General features: G+C 72.2%; 14 protein-coding genes. 5 read left to right on the forward strand and 9 right to left on the reverse strand.

Going from position 1 to position 18685, the window contains the following annotated elements; all coding sequences use genetic code 11:
* The first annotated feature begins 56 nt into the window (after positions 1-56).
* On the forward strand, positions 57-2519 hold the full coding sequence (locus tag AC27IY_RS02270) for a glycoside hydrolase family 3 N-terminal domain-containing protein (RefSeq protein ID WP_487176969.1): 2463 nt from the start codon (positions 57-59) through the stop codon (positions 2517-2519).
* A gap of 19 nt (positions 2520-2538) precedes the next feature.
* Here the strand turns inward: AC27IY_RS02270 and AC27IY_RS02275 are convergent, their stop codons facing one another.
* Complete coding sequence (locus AC27IY_RS02275; protein WP_487176970.1) at positions 2539-3045, reverse strand: snapalysin family zinc-dependent metalloprotease; 507 nt, start codon at positions 3043-3045, stop codon at positions 2539-2541.
* Positions 3046-3204: 159 nt separating this feature from the next.
* On the opposite strand from AC27IY_RS02275, the gene AC27IY_RS02280 reads away from it, so the two are divergent.
* Positions 3205-5103, forward strand: a complete 1899-nt coding sequence (locus tag AC27IY_RS02280) for an ABC transporter ATP-binding protein (RefSeq protein WP_423473016.1) — start codon at positions 3205-3207, stop codon at positions 5101-5103.
* Position 5104: 1 nt separating this feature from the next.
* Here the strand turns inward: AC27IY_RS02280 and AC27IY_RS02285 are convergent, their stop codons facing one another.
* From AC27IY_RS02285 to AC27IY_RS02300, 4 genes are read right to left on the reverse strand one after another with little or no spacing between them, the layout of a single operon-like run.
* Positions 5105-6319, reverse strand: coding sequence for an erythromycin esterase family protein (locus AC27IY_RS02285; RefSeq protein WP_487176971.1), 1215 nt, complete (start codon positions 6317-6319; stop codon positions 5105-5107).
* Positions 6320-6328: 9 nt separating this feature from the next.
* A complete protein-coding gene (locus tag AC27IY_RS02290; protein WP_364458849.1) occupies positions 6329-7219 on the reverse strand; it encodes a carbohydrate ABC transporter permease in 891 nt (296 codons plus the stop codon).
* Position 7220: 1 nt separating this feature from the next.
* Positions 7221-8150, reverse strand: coding sequence for a carbohydrate ABC transporter permease (locus AC27IY_RS02295; protein WP_329582151.1), 930 nt, complete (start codon positions 8148-8150; stop codon positions 7221-7223).
* Positions 8147-9499: an extracellular solute-binding protein gene (locus AC27IY_RS02300; protein ID WP_344204528.1), complete on the reverse strand. Its 1353-nt coding sequence runs from the start codon at positions 9497-9499 to the stop codon at positions 8147-8149. The genes AC27IY_RS02295 and AC27IY_RS02300 overlap by 4 nt, the downstream gene beginning before the upstream one ends.
* Before the next feature lie 301 nt (positions 9500-9800).
* Between AC27IY_RS02300 and AC27IY_RS02305 the strand changes: the two genes are divergently transcribed.
* From AC27IY_RS02305 to AC27IY_RS02315, 3 genes are read left to right on the forward strand one after another with little or no spacing between them, the layout of a single operon-like run.
* Positions 9801-12251: a glycoside hydrolase family 3 N-terminal domain-containing protein gene (locus tag AC27IY_RS02305; RefSeq protein ID WP_423473010.1), complete on the forward strand. Its 2451-nt coding sequence runs from the start codon at positions 9801-9803 to the stop codon at positions 12249-12251.
* Complete coding sequence (locus AC27IY_RS02310) at positions 12235-13266, forward strand: LacI family DNA-binding transcriptional regulator (protein ID WP_364458841.1); 1032 nt, start codon at positions 12235-12237, stop codon at positions 13264-13266. The genes AC27IY_RS02305 and AC27IY_RS02310 overlap by 17 nt, the downstream gene beginning before the upstream one ends.
* Before the next feature lie 47 nt (positions 13267-13313).
* Positions 13314-14732: a PP2C family protein-serine/threonine phosphatase gene (locus tag AC27IY_RS02315; protein ID WP_487176972.1), complete on the forward strand. Its 1419-nt coding sequence runs from the start codon at positions 13314-13316 to the stop codon at positions 14730-14732.
* Positions 14733-14738: 6 nt separating this feature from the next.
* Here AC27IY_RS02315 and AC27IY_RS02320 read toward each other — a convergent pair whose 3' ends face one another.
* From AC27IY_RS02320 to AC27IY_RS02335, 4 genes are read right to left on the reverse strand one after another with little or no spacing between them, the layout of a single operon-like run.
* Positions 14739-15584, reverse strand: coding sequence for a sugar phosphate isomerase/epimerase family protein (locus AC27IY_RS02320; RefSeq protein WP_364458835.1), 846 nt, complete (start codon positions 15582-15584; stop codon positions 14739-14741).
* 27 nt (positions 15585-15611) lie between these two features.
* Positions 15612-16445, reverse strand: a complete 834-nt coding sequence (locus AC27IY_RS02325) for a carbohydrate ABC transporter permease (RefSeq protein ID WP_344204520.1) — start codon at positions 16443-16445, stop codon at positions 15612-15614.
* A complete protein-coding gene (locus AC27IY_RS02330) occupies positions 16442-17332 on the reverse strand; it encodes a carbohydrate ABC transporter permease (protein ID WP_449943764.1) in 891 nt (296 codons plus the stop codon). Before AC27IY_RS02330 ends, AC27IY_RS02325 begins: the two co-directional genes overlap by 4 nt.
* Before the next feature lie 9 nt (positions 17333-17341).
* The gene (locus tag AC27IY_RS02335) at positions 17342-18658 is read right to left on the reverse strand and encodes an ABC transporter substrate-binding protein (protein WP_344204516.1); all 1317 of its coding nucleotides are present in this window, start codon (positions 18656-18658) and stop codon (positions 17342-17344) included.
* Positions 18659-18685: the final 27 nt, after the last annotated feature.

Genomic DNA, 18685 nt, shown 5'->3' on the forward strand with positions numbered 1-18685 from the left:
CTACAGTGCGCTTGGGAGCGCTCCCAAACCGTGCCGGCAGCCAGGGGTGGAGGGTCATGAGAAGCAGGATCGGGAAGTGGGCGGCGGGGGTGGCGGTGACGCTGCTCGCGCTCGCGACGCTGAACGTGCCGGGCACGCCGGCCGGCGGGCCGCGGGCGTACGCGGTGGCGGCGCTGCCGTACCAGGATCCGACGCTGCCGGTGCCGACCCGGGTGAGCGACCTGATGTCCCGGATGTCGCTGGATGACAAGATCGGGCAGATGACGCAGGCCGAGCGCGGCTCTGTGAGCGCCGCCGACGTCACCTCCTACCGGCTCGGCTCGGTGCTGTCCGGCGGCGGGTCCGCGCCCTCGCCGAACACGGCCACGTCCTGGGCCGACATGTACGACAGATTCCAGAACGCCGCCCTCGCCACCCCGCTCGGCGTCCCCATCCTGTACGGCGTGGACGCCGTGCACGGCCACAACAACGTCGTGGGCGCCACGATCTTCCCGCACAACATCGGCCTCGGCGCCGCCCGCGACCCCGCGCTGGTGCAGCGCATCGGCCGGGCGGTGGCCGAGGAGGTCTCCGGCACCGGCGTGGACTGGAACTTCGCGCCCTGCCTCTGCGTGGCGCGCAACGACCGGTGGGGCCGCACGTACGAGTCGTTCGGCGAGACCCCCGCCCTGCCGTCCGAGATGACCACGTTCATCACCGGCCTCCAGGGCTCGGCGCTGAACGGCCCCGCCTCCGTCCTCGCCACCGCCAAGCACTACGTCGGCGACGGCGGCACCACCGGCGGCGTCGACCAGGGCGACACCCAGCTCTCCGAGGCCGAGCTGCGGGCCATCCACCTGCCGCCGTTCCGGGCCGCCGTCGAGAAGGGCGTCGGCTCGGTGATGATCTCCTTCAGCAGCTGGAACGGCGCCAAGCTGCACGGCCACCAGTACCTCGTCTCGACCGTGCTCAAGGGCGAGCTGGGCTTCACCGGCTTCGTCGTCTCCGACTGGAACGGCATCGACCAGATCGACGGCGCGCCCGGCGCCTCCGCCTCCGACGTGCGCGCCGCCGTCAACGCCGGCATCGACATGGTGATGGCGCCGACCTCGTGGCGGCAGTTCATCGACCTGCTGCGGGCCGAGGTCCAGGCCGGCCGGGTGAGCACCGCGCGGATCGACGACGCGGTCCGCCGCATCCTCACCAAGAAGTTCGAGCTCGGCCTGTTCGAGAAGCCGCTCACCGACCGCTCCTACACCGCGACCGTCGGCTCCTCCGCGCACCGCGCCATCGCCCGCGAGGCGGTCGCGAAGTCGCAGGTCGTGCTGAAGAACAGCGGGAACGTGCTGCCGCTCGCGCCCGGCGGCAAGATCTTCGTGGCCGGCAGGAGCGCCGACGACATCGGGCTGCAGAGCGGCGGCTGGACGATCTCCTGGCAGGGCTCGGCCGGCGCGATCACCCCCGGCACCACCATCCTCCAGGGCATCAGGAACGCCGCCGGCTCCGGCACGACCGTCACCTACAGCCGCGACGGCGGCGGCATCGACGGCTCCTACCGGGTGGCGGTCGCGGTCGTGGGCGAGACGCCGTATGCGGAGGGCGAGGGCGACCGGCCCGGCTCCCTGGGCCTCGACAGCACCGACCTCGCCACGCTCGCCACCCTGCGCGCCTCCGGCGTCCCGGTCGTGGTCGTGCTGGTCAGCGGCCGGCCGCTGGACGTCGCCGCCCAGCTCCCCGGCTGGAACGCGCTGGTCGCCGCCTGGCTGCCGGGCACCGAGGGCCAGGGGGTGGCCGACGTGCTGTTCGGCGCGGTCAAGCCCACCGGGAAGCTGCCCGTGACCTGGATGAGCAGCGCCTCCCAGCAGCCGATCAACGACGGCGACGGCAAGACGCCGCTGTTCCCGTACGGGTTCGGCCTGACCTACGACGGCTCGCCCGGCGACACCACGCCGCCCACCGCCCCCGGCACGCCGTCGGCCGGCGACGTCACCTCGTCGTCGGTCCGGCTGACCTGGGCCGCCGCCACCGACGACGTGGGCGTGACCGGCTACGACGTGGTCCGGGTGACGGGCTCGGGCGAGACGGCCGTGGCCTCCTCCGCCACGCCCGCCGCGACGGTGAGCGGGCTCGCCGCGAACACCGCGTACACGTTCGCCGTCTACGCCAAGGACGCGGCGGGCAACCGTTCGCCCCGCTCGGCCACGGTCGCCGTGACCACCCGCCCCGACGGAGGGACGGGCGGCTGCTCGGTCACGGCGAGCACGCAGAGCCAGTGGGGCAACGGGTACGTCGTCCAGGTCACCGTCACCAACACCGGCACGAGCGCGCTCACCGGCTGGGCCGTGACGTTCACGCTGCCCGCCGGCCACCAGCTGACCGGCTCGTGGAACGCCACCCTGACGGCGAGCGGGCAGAGCGTCACCGCCAGGAACGCCGCGCACAACGGGTCGCTGGGGCCGGGCGCGAGCACGTCCTTCGGCTTCCAGGGCAGCCGCCCGGCCGGCGACACGCGCCTGCCGGACGGCTACCGCTGCGGGTGAGGGCTCAGCGGCCGGCGTGCTACCGGCCGAACTCGTGCAGCCGGTCGAACTCGACGAGCGGCGCGGCGGTGCCGGCGAAGGCCCGGTCCACCGCCGCCCGTTCGGCGGCGCTCGGGTTCGCGTTGGTGCAGCTCGTGGGCGCGCTGGAGCCCGACATCAGATCGGTGCACAGGCCGGTGCGCCGGTCGGGCAGGCCGAGGATGTGGCCGATCTCGTGGGCGGCGATGCGGACCGGGTTATAGCCCTGGGAGGTGGCCTCGCGGCCCATCCAGACCGTGCCGCGGCCGAGGCTGGTCGGCAGGGCGCGGGGCCAGCCGTTGTCGGCGATCACGGTGAAGTGCGCGGGCGTGCCCTTGACCAGGCGCACGTTCGACACGCTGGAGTTCCAGATCGCGGCGGCCTGGTCCACGGCCGAGACGAACTCGGCCGCCCGGCTGGAGTCGTACCGGAGCACCGTGACCAGGGCGGTCGCGCGGGCCGGGGTGGCGACCGCGAGCAGGGCGAGACCGAGGACGAGGGAGAGCACGTGACGTAAGCGTCGGGGCATGGGGGTCCTCCGAGGGGTGGGGGTGGCTGTCACGGTATGCGCGCTCCCGCGCCTCGGCACCTGTCAGATTGCCCCTATCACAGTGTTATGACCTTCACCGGAGGCGAGTCTGTCGGTCCGGACGGGCACACTCACCCCATGCCCGAAGATCCCCCCGAACCCAGCCACCGGCCTGCGCCCGAACCGGATCTCGAACTCGGCGAGATCACGCCCTCCACCTACTACGCCCACCACGACACCATGGCCGCGGTCGGCTTCCTGACCATGGCGAGGCGGCTGCCCTCGCTCATCGCCGAGGCGCTGCGCCTGGCCTGGTCCGCCAGCCCCCGCGACACCGTGTCCACCGTCTCGCTCAGCCTGCTCGGCGGGATCGTCACCGCGTTCGGGCTGCTGGCCACCACGGGCGCGCTCACCGCGCTGCTCAGCGAGGGCCCGACCCCGGACCGGGTGCTGGCCGCCCTGCCCAGCCTGGCCCTGGTCGGGGCGGCGGCCGTGGCCCGCGCGCTGCTCCAGGCGGGCGCCGGGTGGGCCGAGGCGCGGCTCGGCCCGCAGCTCGAACGGGCCGCCGAGACGCGGCTGTACGGGCTGACCAGCAAGGTCGAGCTGATCGCCTACGACGACCCCGAGTTCCACGACGCGCTCGAACGCGCCGAGGGCTACGGCGTGAACACCGTCGGCGTCGTCGTCTCCTCCGCCGTCGACGTCGTCACCTCGCTCGTCGGCATCGCGGCGGCGGCGGGCGTGCTCGGCGTGCTGCACCCGGTGCTGCTGCCGCTGCTCCCGCTGGCCGTGCTGCCCGACGCCTGGGCCGCGATCCGCGCCGCCCGTCAGCGCTACACCACGGTCAACGGGCTCGTCCCGGCCCGCCGGCGCAAGTACATCATCAGCCGCCTGCTGGCCGACCGCGACTGCGCGGCCGAGGTCCGCGCCTTCACCATGCGCCCCTTCCTGCTGCGCGTCTACGACCGGGTGGCGCGGGCCGAGCAGGAGGAGATGCTCAAGCTGGTCAGGCGGCAGACCCTCACCCGGCTGACCGGGCAGGCGCTCGGCGGCCTCGGCAGCGCCCTGGTCTACGTCGCGCTCGGCGTGCTGCTCGCGGTCGGGGCGATCCCGCTGGCCGTGGCGGGCACCGCCGTCCTCGCCATCAGGTCGGCCCAGAGCTCGCTGTCCGGCCTGCTGTTCACCACCAACACGCTGTACGAGCAGGGCCTCTACTTCACCGACTTCCTGCGCTTCTGCGCCGACGCCGAAGGGCGCCTGGTCCCGCCCCGCCCGCGACCGGCCCCCGAGGGCTTCGACCGCATCGCCGCCGACGACCTGACCTTCACCTACCCCGGCGCGGAGGAGCCGGCGCTGCGCGGGGTGTCGGTCGAGATCAAGCGGGGCGAGATCGTCGCGTTCGTCGGCGAGAACGGCTCGGGAAAGACCACCCTGTCCAAGATCCTCGCCGGCCTGTACGAGCCCGACACGGGGACCGTCCGCTGGGACGACACCGACCTGCGCGAGGTCGACCCGGAGGCCCTGCGCGCCCGCACCGCCGTCATCGCCCAGGACCACACCCGCTGGCCGCTCACCGCCCGCTACAACATCACGATGGGCACCGACAAGGGCGAGCGGGCCCTGCACTCGGCGGCGACGGTGGCCGGGGCCGACGAGGTGATCGCCGGGCTGCCGCACGGCTACCGCACCCTGCTGGACCGCCGGTTCAAGGACGGCCACGAGCTGTCCGGCGGTCAGTGGCAGCGCATCGCCGTGGCCCGCGGCTTCCACCGCGACGCCGACCTGCTCATCTGCGACGAGCCCACCGCCGCGCTCGACGCCCGCGCCGAGCACGCGCTGTTCGAGCGCATCCGCACTCACGCCGACGGCCGCACGGTGCTGCTCATCACCCACCGACTGGCCAGCGTCCGCCTCGCCGACCGCATCTACGTGCTGGAGCACGGCAAGGTCGTCGAGCAGGGCGACCACGACGCGCTCATGGCCAGGGGCGGCCTCTACGCCGACCTCTACGGCCTCCAGGCCGCCGCCTACCGGTGAGCTACGGCAGCGGGGTGGAGGCGGTGGCGGTGTGGACGAAGGCCAGGCCGTCGAACTCCCCGCCAAGGACCACGGGCTTGAACGCCAGCGAGGCGGTGAGCCGGCCGGCGACCGCGCCGAACGACCGGAAGTGCGCGGTGCCCGCCAGCCACTCCGCCACGGCCGCCGGCCGCTCCCCGCCGCGCAGGTCCACGACGTGGTCGGCGGCGCAGGCGGCGGCCAGCCGCGTCTCCACGGCGAGCGGCGTCGTCGCGGGCGGCACCCGGAACGTCCGCGTCGGCAGCCGGTCCTCCGGCGGAGGAGCGCCGAACCGGAGGAAGCGGGGCCGGCGGCGCAGCCGGGACTTGGGGACGGCGCGGAACTCGCCGGAGCCGAAGAGGGCGCCCAGGGCGTAGTAGGCCGCGCCGTGCGCGTCGGCGAGGTGGCGTCCCATGGTGGCGGCCCCGCCGATGCGGCCCTTGCCGATGTGGCCGTTGTGCGCCCACAGCACGACCTTCGCGCCGGGCTCGGCGAGCAGCAGGCTCGCGTTCCCGGCCATGTGGCGGTCGCGGGCCGCGCCCAGGGTCAGCTCGGGGTCGGTGTGCGTGAAGGGACGGCACGACAGCTCGGCGGCCTGACGGACGACGCGGGCTGCCTCGCGGACCTCGTCGAGGCCCTCCGCGATCACGTGATCAGCCAGCCGCCGTGCCGCGGTCTCGACCTCGGGGCCCAGTGGCTCGTCCCGCCCCCACCGTGACCGGGCCAGCACCTCCAGGGGGCCGAGCAGCTCGTCCGCCGCCTCTCCCAGGTGCTCGCGCAGGAGCCGCAGCGCCGCGTCCGGGTGCTGCGGATCGACGCCGACGAACCGTACGGGCCGCTCGGCGGTGCGGTTGTGCTCACGCAGCCACTCGACCACGGCCAGCATCTCGGCGGTGTCCAGCGTCCAGAAGCCCAGCCCGGCGACCACCTGCCCGGCGTCACCGCGGCCCGTGCGCACGTGGTCGTCCACGGCCCGGGCCGCCGCCGCGCTGGCCTCGATCGCGAGGGTGGTGAAGCCGAGCTCCCGCACCAGCAGCTCGGTCAGCCGCCGGCGCAGGGAGAAGAACTCGGCGCTGCCGTGCGTGGCCTCGCCCAGCCCGACCAGCCGCACCCCCTCCAGCGCGGCCCGGAACGGGGCCGGCTCGTCGAGCGGGACCGCCCGCCCGGCGAGCCATCGGGTGATCTCGTCGTGGGTCACGCGCCCAAGTTACTTGCTGAACCCCGCGGTCAGGCCCGCGAGGAGCTGGCGGCGGCCCAGCACGTACAGGACGAGGATGGGCAGCGTGGTCAGCACGACCGCGGCGAGCACCGCTGGCACGTTGATGCTGTACTGGCCCTGGAAGCTCGCCAAGGCCAGCGGCAGCGTGCGCTGCTCCGGGCTCTGCGTCAGGATCAGCGGCAGCAGGAAGCCGTTCCAGATGGCGAGCGCGTTGTAGATGGTCACCGTCACCACGGCAGGGCGGGTCAGCGGGAGCGCCAGGTGCCACAGCGTGCCCCACTCGCTGGCGCCGTCCAGCCGCATCGACTCGAACAGCTCCTTGGGCACGTCCCTGATGAAGTTCGACAGGACCAGCACCGACAGCGGGATCGCGAACGCGATCGACGGCAGGATCAGCGCCAGCAGCGTGTCGTACAGGTGCAGCCTGATGATGATCAGGTAGATCGGGATGACCGTGGCCTGGAGCGGGATGGCCAGCCCCATGAGGAACAGCGAGTTCGTGGAGCGCAGGAAACGGCTGCCGCCGCCGCGCACGATCGCGTACGCCGCCATGAACGACACCGCGACCGCCGGCGCCACCGCCCCGATCGCCACCACCAGGCTGTTGACGAAGTAGCGGATGAAGCCCGACTCGATGACGAGCTCGTAGTTGGCGAGGGTGGGCTCGGCCGGCGGCGCGAACGGGTTCTCGGCGTAGTAGTTGCTCTGCGACTTGAAGCTCGTGATGACGATCCAGTAGATCGGCACGATCACGACGAGCAGCCAGATCCAGCTGATCGCGCCGCCCAGCCAGTTGGGCCGATCCCCGAGGCGGCGCCGGGGCGGGCGGGCGTGCTGGGCCGCGGTCCGCGACGGCTCCTTGGTCAGCGTCGTCGCCATGTCAGGCCCCTTCCAGCTGGCTGGCGCTCGCGTCCCGGCCGCCGAGCCGGCGCAGCAGGAGCGCCAGGACCAGGCCCACCAGAACCAGGATGCAGGCGATCGCGCTGGCCGGGCCCATGAGGTTGGCCTGGAAACCGCGCTTGTACATGTCGATGGCGAGGACCCGGGTGGCGTCGCCGGGACCGCCCGCGGTCAGCACGAAGATCAGGTCGAAGAACGTCAGCGAGCCGACGACCATGAGCGTCGAGGACGTGATGATCGTGTACTTGAGCTGCGGCAGCGTGATGCTGAAGAACTTGCGCACCCGGCCGGCGCCGTCCAGCTCGGCCGCCTCGTACATCGACCGGGGGATCTGGCGCACGCCGCCCTGGTAGATCAGCGAGTGGAACGGGATGAACTGCCACGACACCACGAAGATGATCACGCCCATCGCCAGGGCGGGCTCGCCGAGCCAGTCCTGCACCAGCAGGTCGATCTGCAGCCCGGCGCCGAGCCCGAAGTTGGGGTCGAGCAGCGCCTTGTAGGTGATCGCGATGGCCGCCGAGCTGAGCAGCAGCGGGATGAAGTACAACACCGCGAGCACCGCGCGGTAGCGCTGCTGCCCGGCGAGGAACACGCCGATGAGGATGCTCGCGGGCGTCTGCACCAGCCACGACAGGGCCATCACCAGGAACGTCACCCAGAGCGCGTGCGGCAGCCCGGGGTCGGCCAGCACCGCCCGCCAGCTGTCGAAGCCCGTGACGTTGATGTCGCCGAGCCCGTCCCACGAGGTGAAGCTGAGCAGGAGCACCCCGATGAGCGGGATCACGCCGAAGCCGACGAAGAACACCAGGGCCGGGACCGCGAGCCAGGGGAGCGCCGAGGCCCCCCGGCCGCCGGACGAGGCGGCCGGGGGAACGTTCCGCCCGGACGGGAGGGGGATGACGCTCACTTGCCGATGACCGCGTTCATGTTCGAGGTGAACTGCTGCGGCGAGATCGACAGCTGGAACAGCTTGGCGATGTTGTCCAGCAGCACCTCGGCCGCTGTCGGGCTGAGCGCCTGGTCCCAGGACTGCGCGAAGGACTTGGCGTTGACCGCGATGCCGTAGACGAACTTGAGGAACTCCGCGTCCGGCGAGGAGGTGAACATCGAGTCGGCGCCCTTGACGATCGGCACCGCGCCGGTGCCCACCCACTCCTTGGCCGAGGCGTCGCTCATCAGCTCGGTGGCGAAGAACTTCTTGGCGATCTCCTTCTGCTCCGGCGTGGCCTTGGAGGAGATCGACATGTACTGGCCGGGGTTGCCGACGGTGTTGCCGGGGTCGCCCTTGCCGCCGTCGACCGGCGGGAAGTTCATGTAGCCGAGGTTGCCGCCGGAGACGAAGTCGCCGCCGTCGGTCTTCATGCTGCCGTACGTCCAGCCGCCGTGCAGCATCATCGCGGCCTTGCCGGTGTAGAGGAGGGCCTGGTCGGCGTTGGAGTCGGCGGTGATCGAGGAGAAGCCCTTGATGAAGCCGTTGGCCTTGATCAGCTCCTGCATCTTGGTCAGGGCGTCGAGGGCGGCGGGGTGCGACCAGGCGTCCTTCTCGCCGTCGAAGACGGCCTGGAAGACCTCGGGGCCGGCGATGCGGTCGAAGAGGAACTCCAGCCACATCATGTTCGTCCAGCGCGACTGGCCGCCCAGCGAGAACGGCGCGATGCCCTTGGCGTTGAACTTCGGCACCAGGTCCATGATGTCGCCCCACGTCTGGGGCGGCTGCGCGCCGATCTTCTCGAAGGCCCGCTTGTCGTAGTAGAGGACGATCGGCTGCATGGTCTCGCACGGCATCGCGTAGATCTTGCCGTCGATCGTGGCCGCGCCGAACGAGGAGGGGAAGAGCCGGTCCTTCAGCTGCTGGTTCTGCTCGAAGAACGGCGTGAGATCGTCGACCTGGCCGGCCTGCACGTAGCTGCGCAGCGTGCCGCCGCCCCAGCCCCAGATCAGCGTGGGGGCCTGGCCGGCGCCGATGGCGGTCTTGATCTTCGTCTTGAAAGCGTCGTTCTGGAAGGTCGTGCCCTCGATGGTGCCGTTGGGGTTCGCCTTGTTGAAGCGCTCCATGGTCCTGGTACGCACGCCCTCCTGCGGCTGCGTGGACAGGTACCAGTAGGTCGCGCTCTTGCCGCCCCCTCCACCGCCGGTGCTGGCGGCGGTGCCGGGCTTGGTGGGCCCGGAACTGCCGCAGGCGGCCAGGGCGGCTCCCAGGGGAACGCCCATGGAGAGGCTGAGGAACGTGCGGCGGGAAGTTGTCCTGGTCTCCACGCTGATCTCCGTACTCGAACGCCGGGGGGGTTGGGCGCGCGTCCCCTTGAACCAGGGATGCGAGGTGAGCTTGTCGAAACATTTGCGACATGCCGCGTGGCACGCCAATCTAGGTTTCGGCAATGTGCCTGTCAAGACCGCCGCTGTGCGATGCCTCCCTATTCGAACAGGGGTCGAGTAAAGTACGCTGGCGCGGCGCTTAGCTGCTCATCTGGTGACGAGGAGGTCTCGCTCAGAGGTCGCTGACGGCGTCGAAACATTTCGAAAAACTAACGCTGATATTCGGCTTTAAGGAGCACCGATGACGGCCGTGGAGCGAACTCCCGAGGTGGGCGCGAGCCGCCCGTGGCAGGACCCCGCCCTCCCCGTGGCGGACCGGGTGGAGGCGCTCCTCGCGGAGCTGACCCTTGAGGAGAAGATCGGCCAGCTCGGCAGCCGGTGGATCGGCAACGACATGCAGGCCGAGCAGGCGGCCGGTGTCGACCAGGTTGACGGCGTTGACGACACCGGCGATGACGCCGCACTCAACGTGGCCCCCATGCAGGACGTGTTCGCCGCCTCCGGCACCGTCCCGTTCGCCGAGGCGATCCGGCACGGCCTCGGCCACCTGACCCGGGTGCACGGCAGCGCGCCCGTCACGCCCCAGGAGGGCGCCGCCGAGGTGATCAGGTTGCAGCGCCAGGTGATCGCGGCCTCGCGGCTCGGCATCCCGGCCATCGTGCACGAGGAATGCCTGACCGGGTTCACCGCGTACGGCGCGACCGTCTACCCGGCCGCCATCGCGTGGGGCGCGACGTTCGACCCGGAGCTCGTCGAGCGGATGGCCGCGGCGATCGGCCGCGACATGGCCGCGGTCGGCGTCCACCAGGGCCTGTCACCGGTCCTCGACGTGGTGCGCGACTACCGGTGGGGGCGGGTCGAGGAGACGATGGGCGAGGACCCCTACCTCGTCTCCATGCTCGGCGCCGCCTACGTGCGCGGCCTGGAGAGCGCCGGCGTCATCGCCACGCTCAAGCACTTCGCCGGCTACTCGGCCTCCCGCGCGGCCCGCAACCACGGCCCGGTGCCGATGGGCCGGCGCGAGCTGATGGACATGATCCTGCCGCCGTTCGAGACCGCGATCGCGCTCGGCGGGGCCCGCTCGGTCATGAACTCCTACTCCGACGTGGACGGCGTGCCCGCCGGGGCCGACCCCTGGCTGCTCACCGAGGTGCTGCGCGACGAGTGGGGCTTCACCGGCACCGTCGTCTCCGACTACTGGGCGGTCCCGTTCCTCGCCACCATGCATCAGGTGGCCGCGGACGCCGAGGAGGCCGGCGCGCTCGCCCTGGCCGCCGGCATCGACGTCGAGCTGCCCGACACCCTCGGCTTCAGCCAGCGGCTGGCCGAGCGGGTGCGCGGCGGCGAGCTGCCCGAGGAGCTGATCGACCGCGCCGCGCGCCGGCTGCTCACCCAGAAGGCGCAGCTCGGGCTGCTCGACGCCGGCTGGACGCCGGAGCTGTCCGTGGCCGGGGCCGGCACCGTGGACCTGGACGGGCCGGGCAACCGGGAGCTGGCCCGCGAGCTGGCCGAGCGCTCGATCGTGCTGCTCGACGCGGGCAGCGCGCTGCCCCTGCTGGACGAGGGCCGGGCCGCGCCGCGCCGGGTGGCCGTCGTCGGGCCCTGCGCCGACGAGCCGCGCACGTTCATGGGCTGCTACGCCTTCCCCAACCACGTGCTGCCCCGCCACCCCGGCCTCGGGCTCGGCGTCGAGGCCCCGAGCCTGCTCGACGCGCTGCGCGCCGAGCTGCCCGGCGCCGAGATCGTCCACGAGCGGGGCTGCGACGTGCAGGGCGGCGACCGCTCCGGCTTCGCCGCCGCGGCCGCCGCCGCCCGCGAGGCCGACCTGTGCGTGGTGGCCGTCGGCGACCTCGCCGGGCTGTTCGGGCACGGCACGTCGGGGGAGGGCTGCGACGCCGACGACCTGCGGCTGCCCGGCGTGCAGGAGGACCTGGTCACCGAGCTGGCCGCCACGGGGACGCCGGTCGTCGTGGTGGTCGTGTCCGGGCGGCCGTACGCGCTGGGCGAGGTGCACGCCGCCGCCGCCGGGCTCGTGCAGGCGTTCATGCCCGGCGAGGAGGGCGGCGCGGCCATCGCCGGCGTGCTGTCCGGACGGGTCCAGCCGTCGGGCCGGCTGCCGGTGCAGATCCCGCGCGGCCACGGCGGCCAGCCGGGCACCTACCTGCAGCCGCCGCTCGGCGCCGACAGCCACGGCATCAGCAACCTCGACCCGACCCCGCTGTTCCCCTTCGGCCACGGCGCCTCCTACACCGCCTTCGCCCTCGACGACCTGCGGATCAGCGACGCCGAGGTGCCGACGGACGGCGAGTTCACGGTGGGCGTGCGGGTGCGCAACACCGGCGGGCGGGCCGGCGACGAGCTCGTCCAGCTCTACCTGCACGACGTCCTCGCCCAGGTCACCCGGCCGGTACGCCAGCTCGCCGGGTTCGCCAGGGTCCGGCTGGAGCCCGGCGCGGCGGCCCGCGTCACCTTCCGCGTGCACGCCGACCGCACCGCCTTCACCGGACGCGATCTGAGGCGCATCGTGGAGCCAGGGGACATCGAGGTGCTCGTCGGCACGTCCGCCGCCGACCTGCCGTGCCGCGGCGTGGTCCGGCTGACCGGCCCCGTACGGGCCGTCGGCCACGACCGCCGCCTCGACACGCCCTTCTCCGTGGACGTTCAGGAGGGAATCGATGCCGGCCACTCCTAGGCGCGCCACCCTCGCCACGGTCGCGGCCTCGGCCGGGGTGTCGGTGGCGACCGTGTCCAAGGTGCTCAACGGGCGCAGCGACGTCGCCCCGGCGACCCGCTCGCTGGTCGAGTCGCTGCTGCGCCAGCACGACTACGTGTCGCCGTCGCCGCGCCGGGGCGAGAGCGCCGGGACGGACACGGTCGAGGTGCAGTTCGACGACGACATCAACGCGTACTCCACCGAGCTCATCCAGGGCCTGGTCACCGCCGGGACCGAGCTGGGCGTCGGGGTCGTGGTCAGCGTCAGGCGGGATGCGGCCCGCCCCGGCTCCTGGGCGCGCGAGCTGGCCGCCGCCGGGCGGCGGGCGCTCATCGCGGTCACCAGCGAGCTGACCAGCGGGCAGCTCACCGCGCTGGCGCGGGCGCGGGTGCCGCTGGTCGTCATCGACCCGCTCAACCTGCCGCGCACCCGCGTGACCAGCGTCGGCTCGACCAACTTCGCCGGCGGGCTGGCCGCCACCCAGCACCTGCTCGGGCTCGGGCACCGGCGCATCGCCTACATCGGCGGCCCGGCCACCGCGGCCTGCAACCAGGCGCGGCTGCACGGCTACCGGGCGGCGCTGGAGGCCGAGGGCGTCGTCGTGCCGCCCTGCTACACGCACTTCGGCCACTTCCGCTACCAGGACGGGCTGAAGTACGGGGCCACCGTGCTCGACCTGCCCGAGCCCCCCACCGCGATCTTCGTCGGCTGCGACGAGACCGCGCTCGGCGTCATGGAGGCGGCCCGCGCACGGGGCCTGCGCATCCCCGAGGACCTCAGCATCGTGGGCTTCGACGACACCCAGATCGCCCGGATGGTCTCGCCGCCGCTCACCACCGTCCGCCAGCCGCTGCGCGAGATGGGCAGCGTCGCGCTGCGCACCGCGCTGCGCCTGGCGGCGGGCGAGCCCATCGACTCCCATCACGTCGAGCTCGCCACCGAGCTGATCGTGCGCGGCTCGACGGCCGAGGTGACCTGCGCACGTCAGGGCTGAGAGACGCCCCGCCCGGGTAGGACCCGGTGATCGGGGGGTGGGGCGTCATGCGGGGCGATGAGGACCCGGGCGTCGAGGACGGCGACAGGTTCGGCGACGGTGCCGGCGACGGGTTCGGTGACGGCGACAGGTCCGGTGACGGCGACGGGTTCGGTGACGGCGACGGCGATGGCTTGGGCGACGGGTTCGGCGACGGCGACGGCGACGGCTTGGGCGACGGATTGGGCGACGGGGCCGGCGACGAGGTCTGTGAGGGGATGCTCGGCGCGTTGCTGCGCGTCGGCCCGCCGGCCTCGCTGGAGGACCTGCCCGAGCTCGTCACCGAGCACGCCGGCCGCGCCGGGCTCGCCCACCCCATGCTGTACGTCGCCGACCTCCAGCAGCAGTTCCTGCTCCCGCTGCCGGGCCAGCGCGACGAGACCGGCGCCCCGCTCGACCGCATCCCCATCGACACGACCATCCCCGGCCTGGCCTTCCGCACGCTGGAGCCGGTGCAGGCCCGCACCGCCGTCGCCGCGGGCGAGCCCGCCGAGCCCTTCACCGGGGAGGGGCCGCGCCGGCTGTGGGCGCCGCTGCACAGCGGCACCGAACGCCTCGGCGTGATCGGCGTGATCGTGCCGCACGCCGACGGGGACGTCCTGACGCGCCTCACCCGGCTGGCCGGCCTGGTCACCCTGCTCGTGCAGAGCAAGCGCGCGTTCAGCGACGGCTACGCCCAGCTCGTCCGCACCCGGCCGATGGCCCTGTCCGCCGAGGTGCTGTGGAACCTGATGCCCGGCGCGACCTTCGCCAACGACCGGGTGGTGGTCACCGCGGCGCTGGAGCCCGCGTACGAGGTGGGCGGCGACGCCTTCGACTTCGCGCTCAACGGCGACGTGCTCCGGCTGTCGATCTTCGACGCGATGGGCCACGACACCTCGGCCGGGCTGACCGCCACCATCGCGGTCGGCTGCTGGCGCAAGCACCGCCGCGAGGGCGCCGACGTGGTGGCCGCGGGGGAGGCCGTGGACGACGCCATCGCCCGGCAGTTCGGCACCACCCGCTTCGCGACCGGAATCCTCGCCGACCTGGACACGCGGACGGGCCGGCTGGTGTGGGCCAACCGGGGGCATCCCCCGCCGGTGGTGCTGCGCAGGGGCCAGCTCGTCGCCACCCTCGACGCCGCGTTCGGCGCCCCGATGGGGCTCGACCTGGGCCTGCCCACCGAGCCCGGCCGCTACCACCTCGAACCGGGCGACCGGCTGCTCCTCTACACCGACGGCGTCATCGAGGCCCAGGACCCGCAGGGGGAGCTGTTCGGGCTGGAACGGTTCATCGACTTCGTCATCAAGCGCGAGGCCGACGGCGTGTCCGCGCCCGAGACCATGCGCCGCCTGATCAACGCGATCCTCGACCACCAGCGCGGCTGGCTCCAGGACGACGCGACGGTCCTGCTGGTCGAGTGGCGTCCCCCGTCCTCGTCCTGACCGCCGTTACGCGGCCTCGTCAGGCAGGTGCGCGCGGACGGCCGCGAGGCACCGCTCCACGGCCGGGCGGGGGTCGAAGGCGTACGTGCCCGGCCCGAACAGCTCGAACGTCAGATGCCCCGCGTACCCGCGCCGGTCCAGCGCCTCCAGGTAGTCCGCCAGCGGCAGCTCCCCTTCGCCCCACGCCAGGTGGCCGGTGGGCCGCCCGTCGATGAGGTGCACGTGCCTGACCCGGTCGCCGAGCGCGTCGAAGTAGCCGTCCACGGTGTCGCCGGCGGCGGCCATGGCGACGGTGTCGAGCACCGCACCCAAATTGGGCGCGCCGACCTCGCCGATCATCCTGGCCAGCCCGGCGGCGTCGTTCACCAGGTTCGACTCCACCCGTTGCAGCGCCTCCAGCACGCAGGTGACGCCGAGTGTCGCGGCGTGGGCGGCGATCTCGCCGATCGCGTCGGCCGAGCGCCGCCAGGCGTCCGCCACCGGCTCGTCCTCGAAGCCACGCCCCGGCGTGAGCAGCAGCAGCTCCGCGCCGAGCTCGGCGGCCAGCTCGGCGGCGCGGCGGAACATCGCGATGCTCTCCTGCCGCAGCCACGCCTCCGGCGAGGCCACGTTGACCGGGTACATCACCTGCTCGGGCGTGAGGCAGCGGACGGCCATCCCACGGGATTCGGCCGCGCGGCGCACCGCCCGCGCCTCGGCGTCGCTCATCCGCGGCACGTGGAGCTGCGGCGCGATGCCCCACAGCTCCAGGCTCTCGCGGCCGAGCGCGGCGGCGTCGTCGAGGAAGCGCTCGAAGGGCAGGTGCTGGTAGGAGAAGTTCGAGCCGGTGAACCGGGCGAGCGACAGTGCCATGAGGACAGACTCCCTTACTTGCCGGCCTTACTTGCCGACGCCGTCGGCGAGACCCTTGACGATGTAGCGCTGCCCGAACAGGAACAGCAGCACGACCGGCAGCGCCGCGATCACCATCCCGGCGAACACCACCGGGTACTCGGTGCCGTGCTTGCTCATCAGGCTGGTCAGCCCGACCGGCAGCGTCTGCACGCCGGTCCCGCTGGTGAAGACCATCGCGAACAGGTACTCGTTCCAGGTGAACAGGATGTGCAGCAGCACCGTCGAGACGAGGATCGGCTTGCACATGGGCAGCGTGATCCGCCAGAAGCAGGTCCAGCGGCCCGCGCCGTCCATCGACGCGGCCTCGTCCACCTCGCGCGGCAGGTCGATCATGTACGCCCTGATGAGGAACGTCGTGAACGGCACCCGGAAGGCGGTGTAGAGGATGAGCAACGCCCAGAAGGTGTTGTACAGCCCCATCGCCTGGAACATCTTGACCAGCGGCACCAGCGCCACGGTCGGCGCGAGCATGAGCCCGCCCAGGATGATCCCGGTCAGCCCCTTCCCGAACGGCAGGTCGACCCGGGTCAGCCCGTACGCCGCCCACGCGCTGACGAGCACGGTCACGACGGTCGAGGTGACCGTGACCAGCACGCTGGTGCTGAGGTAGCCGCTGACGCCCCGGTTCCACGCCTTGGCGTAGTTGTCGAAGCTCCAGTCCAGCGGCAGCGCGAACGGGTCGCCGAACAGCTCGGCGTTCGTCTTGAACCCGTTGAGCGTCATCCACAGCAGCGGGTAGAGCACCACCACCGCGAGGGCCAGCAGGAACGCCCACACGAACACGCGGGCGACCGCGCCGAGGAAGCTCAGCCGCGTCACCACTCCACCCTTCCCCTGCGCGAGGCCCTGAGCTGGGCGATCGCGATGCCGAGCGTGATCACGAACAGCACGGTCGCGATCGCGGCGGCGTAGCCGAAGTTGTTGCGGACGAAGCCGCTGCGGTACAGCCACGTGCCCAGCACCTGCGTGGAGTTGTTGGGCCCGCCGGCCGTCATCACCATCACCTCGTTGAACACCTGGAACGCGCCCGAGACGGTGAGGATGGTCATGATCCCGGTCATCTCACGCACCAGCGGCAGCGTGACGTGCACGAAGCGGCCGATGGGGCCGACGCCGTCGATGGCGGCGGCGCCGTAGATCTGCGACGGGATGCGCTGGATCGCGACCGCGAACAGCAGCGTCGAGTAGCCGAAGCCCTGCCACTGGCTCATCGCGATGATCGCCGCCATCGCGGTGCTCTCCTGGCCCAGCCACGCCTGGGCCAGCTCGGGCAGGCCGACGGCCTTGAGCGCGTGGTTGAGCGGGCCCAGGTTCGGCTCGTAGATGAAGTAGAACAGCAGGCCCGCGACGGTCATCGAGATCGCGGACGGCACGAAGTAGACCGCCCGCAGCGCCCGCTGCCAGCGCTGGCTGCGCACGCTCTCGACGAGCGCCGCCAGCAGCAGCGCGCCGAACACCTGGAACACGATGGAGATCACCGCGTACAGGACGTTGTTGCCGAGCGAGGACCAGAAGACCGGGTCGTCGACGAGCCGGACGTAGTTGTCCAGGCCGACGTACTCCTGGCTTCCGCTGTAGATGTCCCACTTGAGGGTGCTGAACTGGAGGTTCTGCACGAGCGGCAGGTAGACGAACACTCCGACCAGCACGAGGGCGGGGACGACCCACGCGAGCCCGAGCGTCCTTTGCAACAGGTTGGCGCGCAACTGAGGCTCCTACTTGGCGGACTCGGAGGCCTGGCGCACGCTTTCGAGCACCTTGTCGGCCGTCATGCCGCCGCTGACCATGGCCTCGCCGCCGGCCAGCCAGGCGTCGGCGACCTCGGGCACGGTGACGGTGTCGAGCCAGATGGCCAGCTTGGGCGCCTTGTTGACGAGCTGGATGCCCTCGTAGACGGCCTTGCTGGAGGTCTCGGGCGTGACCGCGCCGACGACCGTGCTCGGCTGCCCGTACGGCGGCGCCGACAGCGTCTTGGCGTTCTCCAGTTCGGTCACGAACTTCATGAAGTCGACCGCGAGCGCCACCCGGGGCGACTTGGCGTTGATGAGGTAGCCCTCCGGCGAGCCTTCGAGCACGCCGGGGTCGCCGGCCGCGTTCGCCGGGACGGGGAGCTGGAAGATGCCGAAGTCGTCCGGCTTGACCTTGCCCGAGGTGGCGTTGTCGAACTCCAGGATCTCCTGGTAGTACATGGCGGCCTTGCCGCCCGCGAACGCCTCCTGCGCCGAGGTGTAGAGCACGCCGTTGGTGCCGCTCTTGGTGTCGGTGCACTCCTCGACCAGCGTCTTGAACTGGTTGAGCGCGGTGACGTAGCCGGGGTCGGCGAGCTTGGCGGTCTCGGGCGCGAAGTCGGCCTCCAGCGTGGCCTGGGGCACGTTGTAGGCGAAGAGCTGCTGGAGGTAGTGGAGCGCGGGCCAGCCGTCCTTGTTGCCGAAGGCGACGGGCTCGTAGCCGGCCTTGCGCAGCGGCCCGCAGGCGGCGATGAGCTCCTCGAACGTCTTGGGCACCTCGACGCCGGCCTTGGCGAAGGCGGCCTTGCTGTAGCCCATGAACTTGCCGTTGCCGTACAGCGGGATGCCGTAGTACTTGCCGTCGCGGGCGAAGGCGTCCAGCGAGCCGGGGCTGAAGGTCTTGCCCCACTCGGTGCTCGGGCCGATCACGCCGGTGAGGTCGGCCGCGCGGCCGCCGCGGATGTAGTTGTCGGCCCAGTTGCCGGTCCAGGTGAAGTAGATGTCCGGCAGCGCGTCGGAGGCGGTGAGCGTCTTGAGCTTGTCCTTGACGCTCTGGTCGGTCTCCTGGATGAGCTCGATCTTCACCTGCGGGTGCCGCTTGTTGTACTCGGCCGCGAGGTTCTCGAAATAGGGGCCGGTCGGGTCGCCGGCGAACTTCGTGAGAACGCTCAGGGTGCCGGAGAACTCCGGCGTGGCGGCGGCGTCGGCCGCGGGTGCCGCCTCCGGCTGCCCGCCGGAGCAGGCGGCCAGCGCGAGTGTGGTCCCGAGGAGTGCCGCGAACGTCGAGAGTGCGCGAGGGCGCATGGGCTTCCTTTCTCCCGCCTTGGTGTT

The sequence above is a fragment of the Nonomuraea sp. B208 genome, from assembly GCF_057536035.1.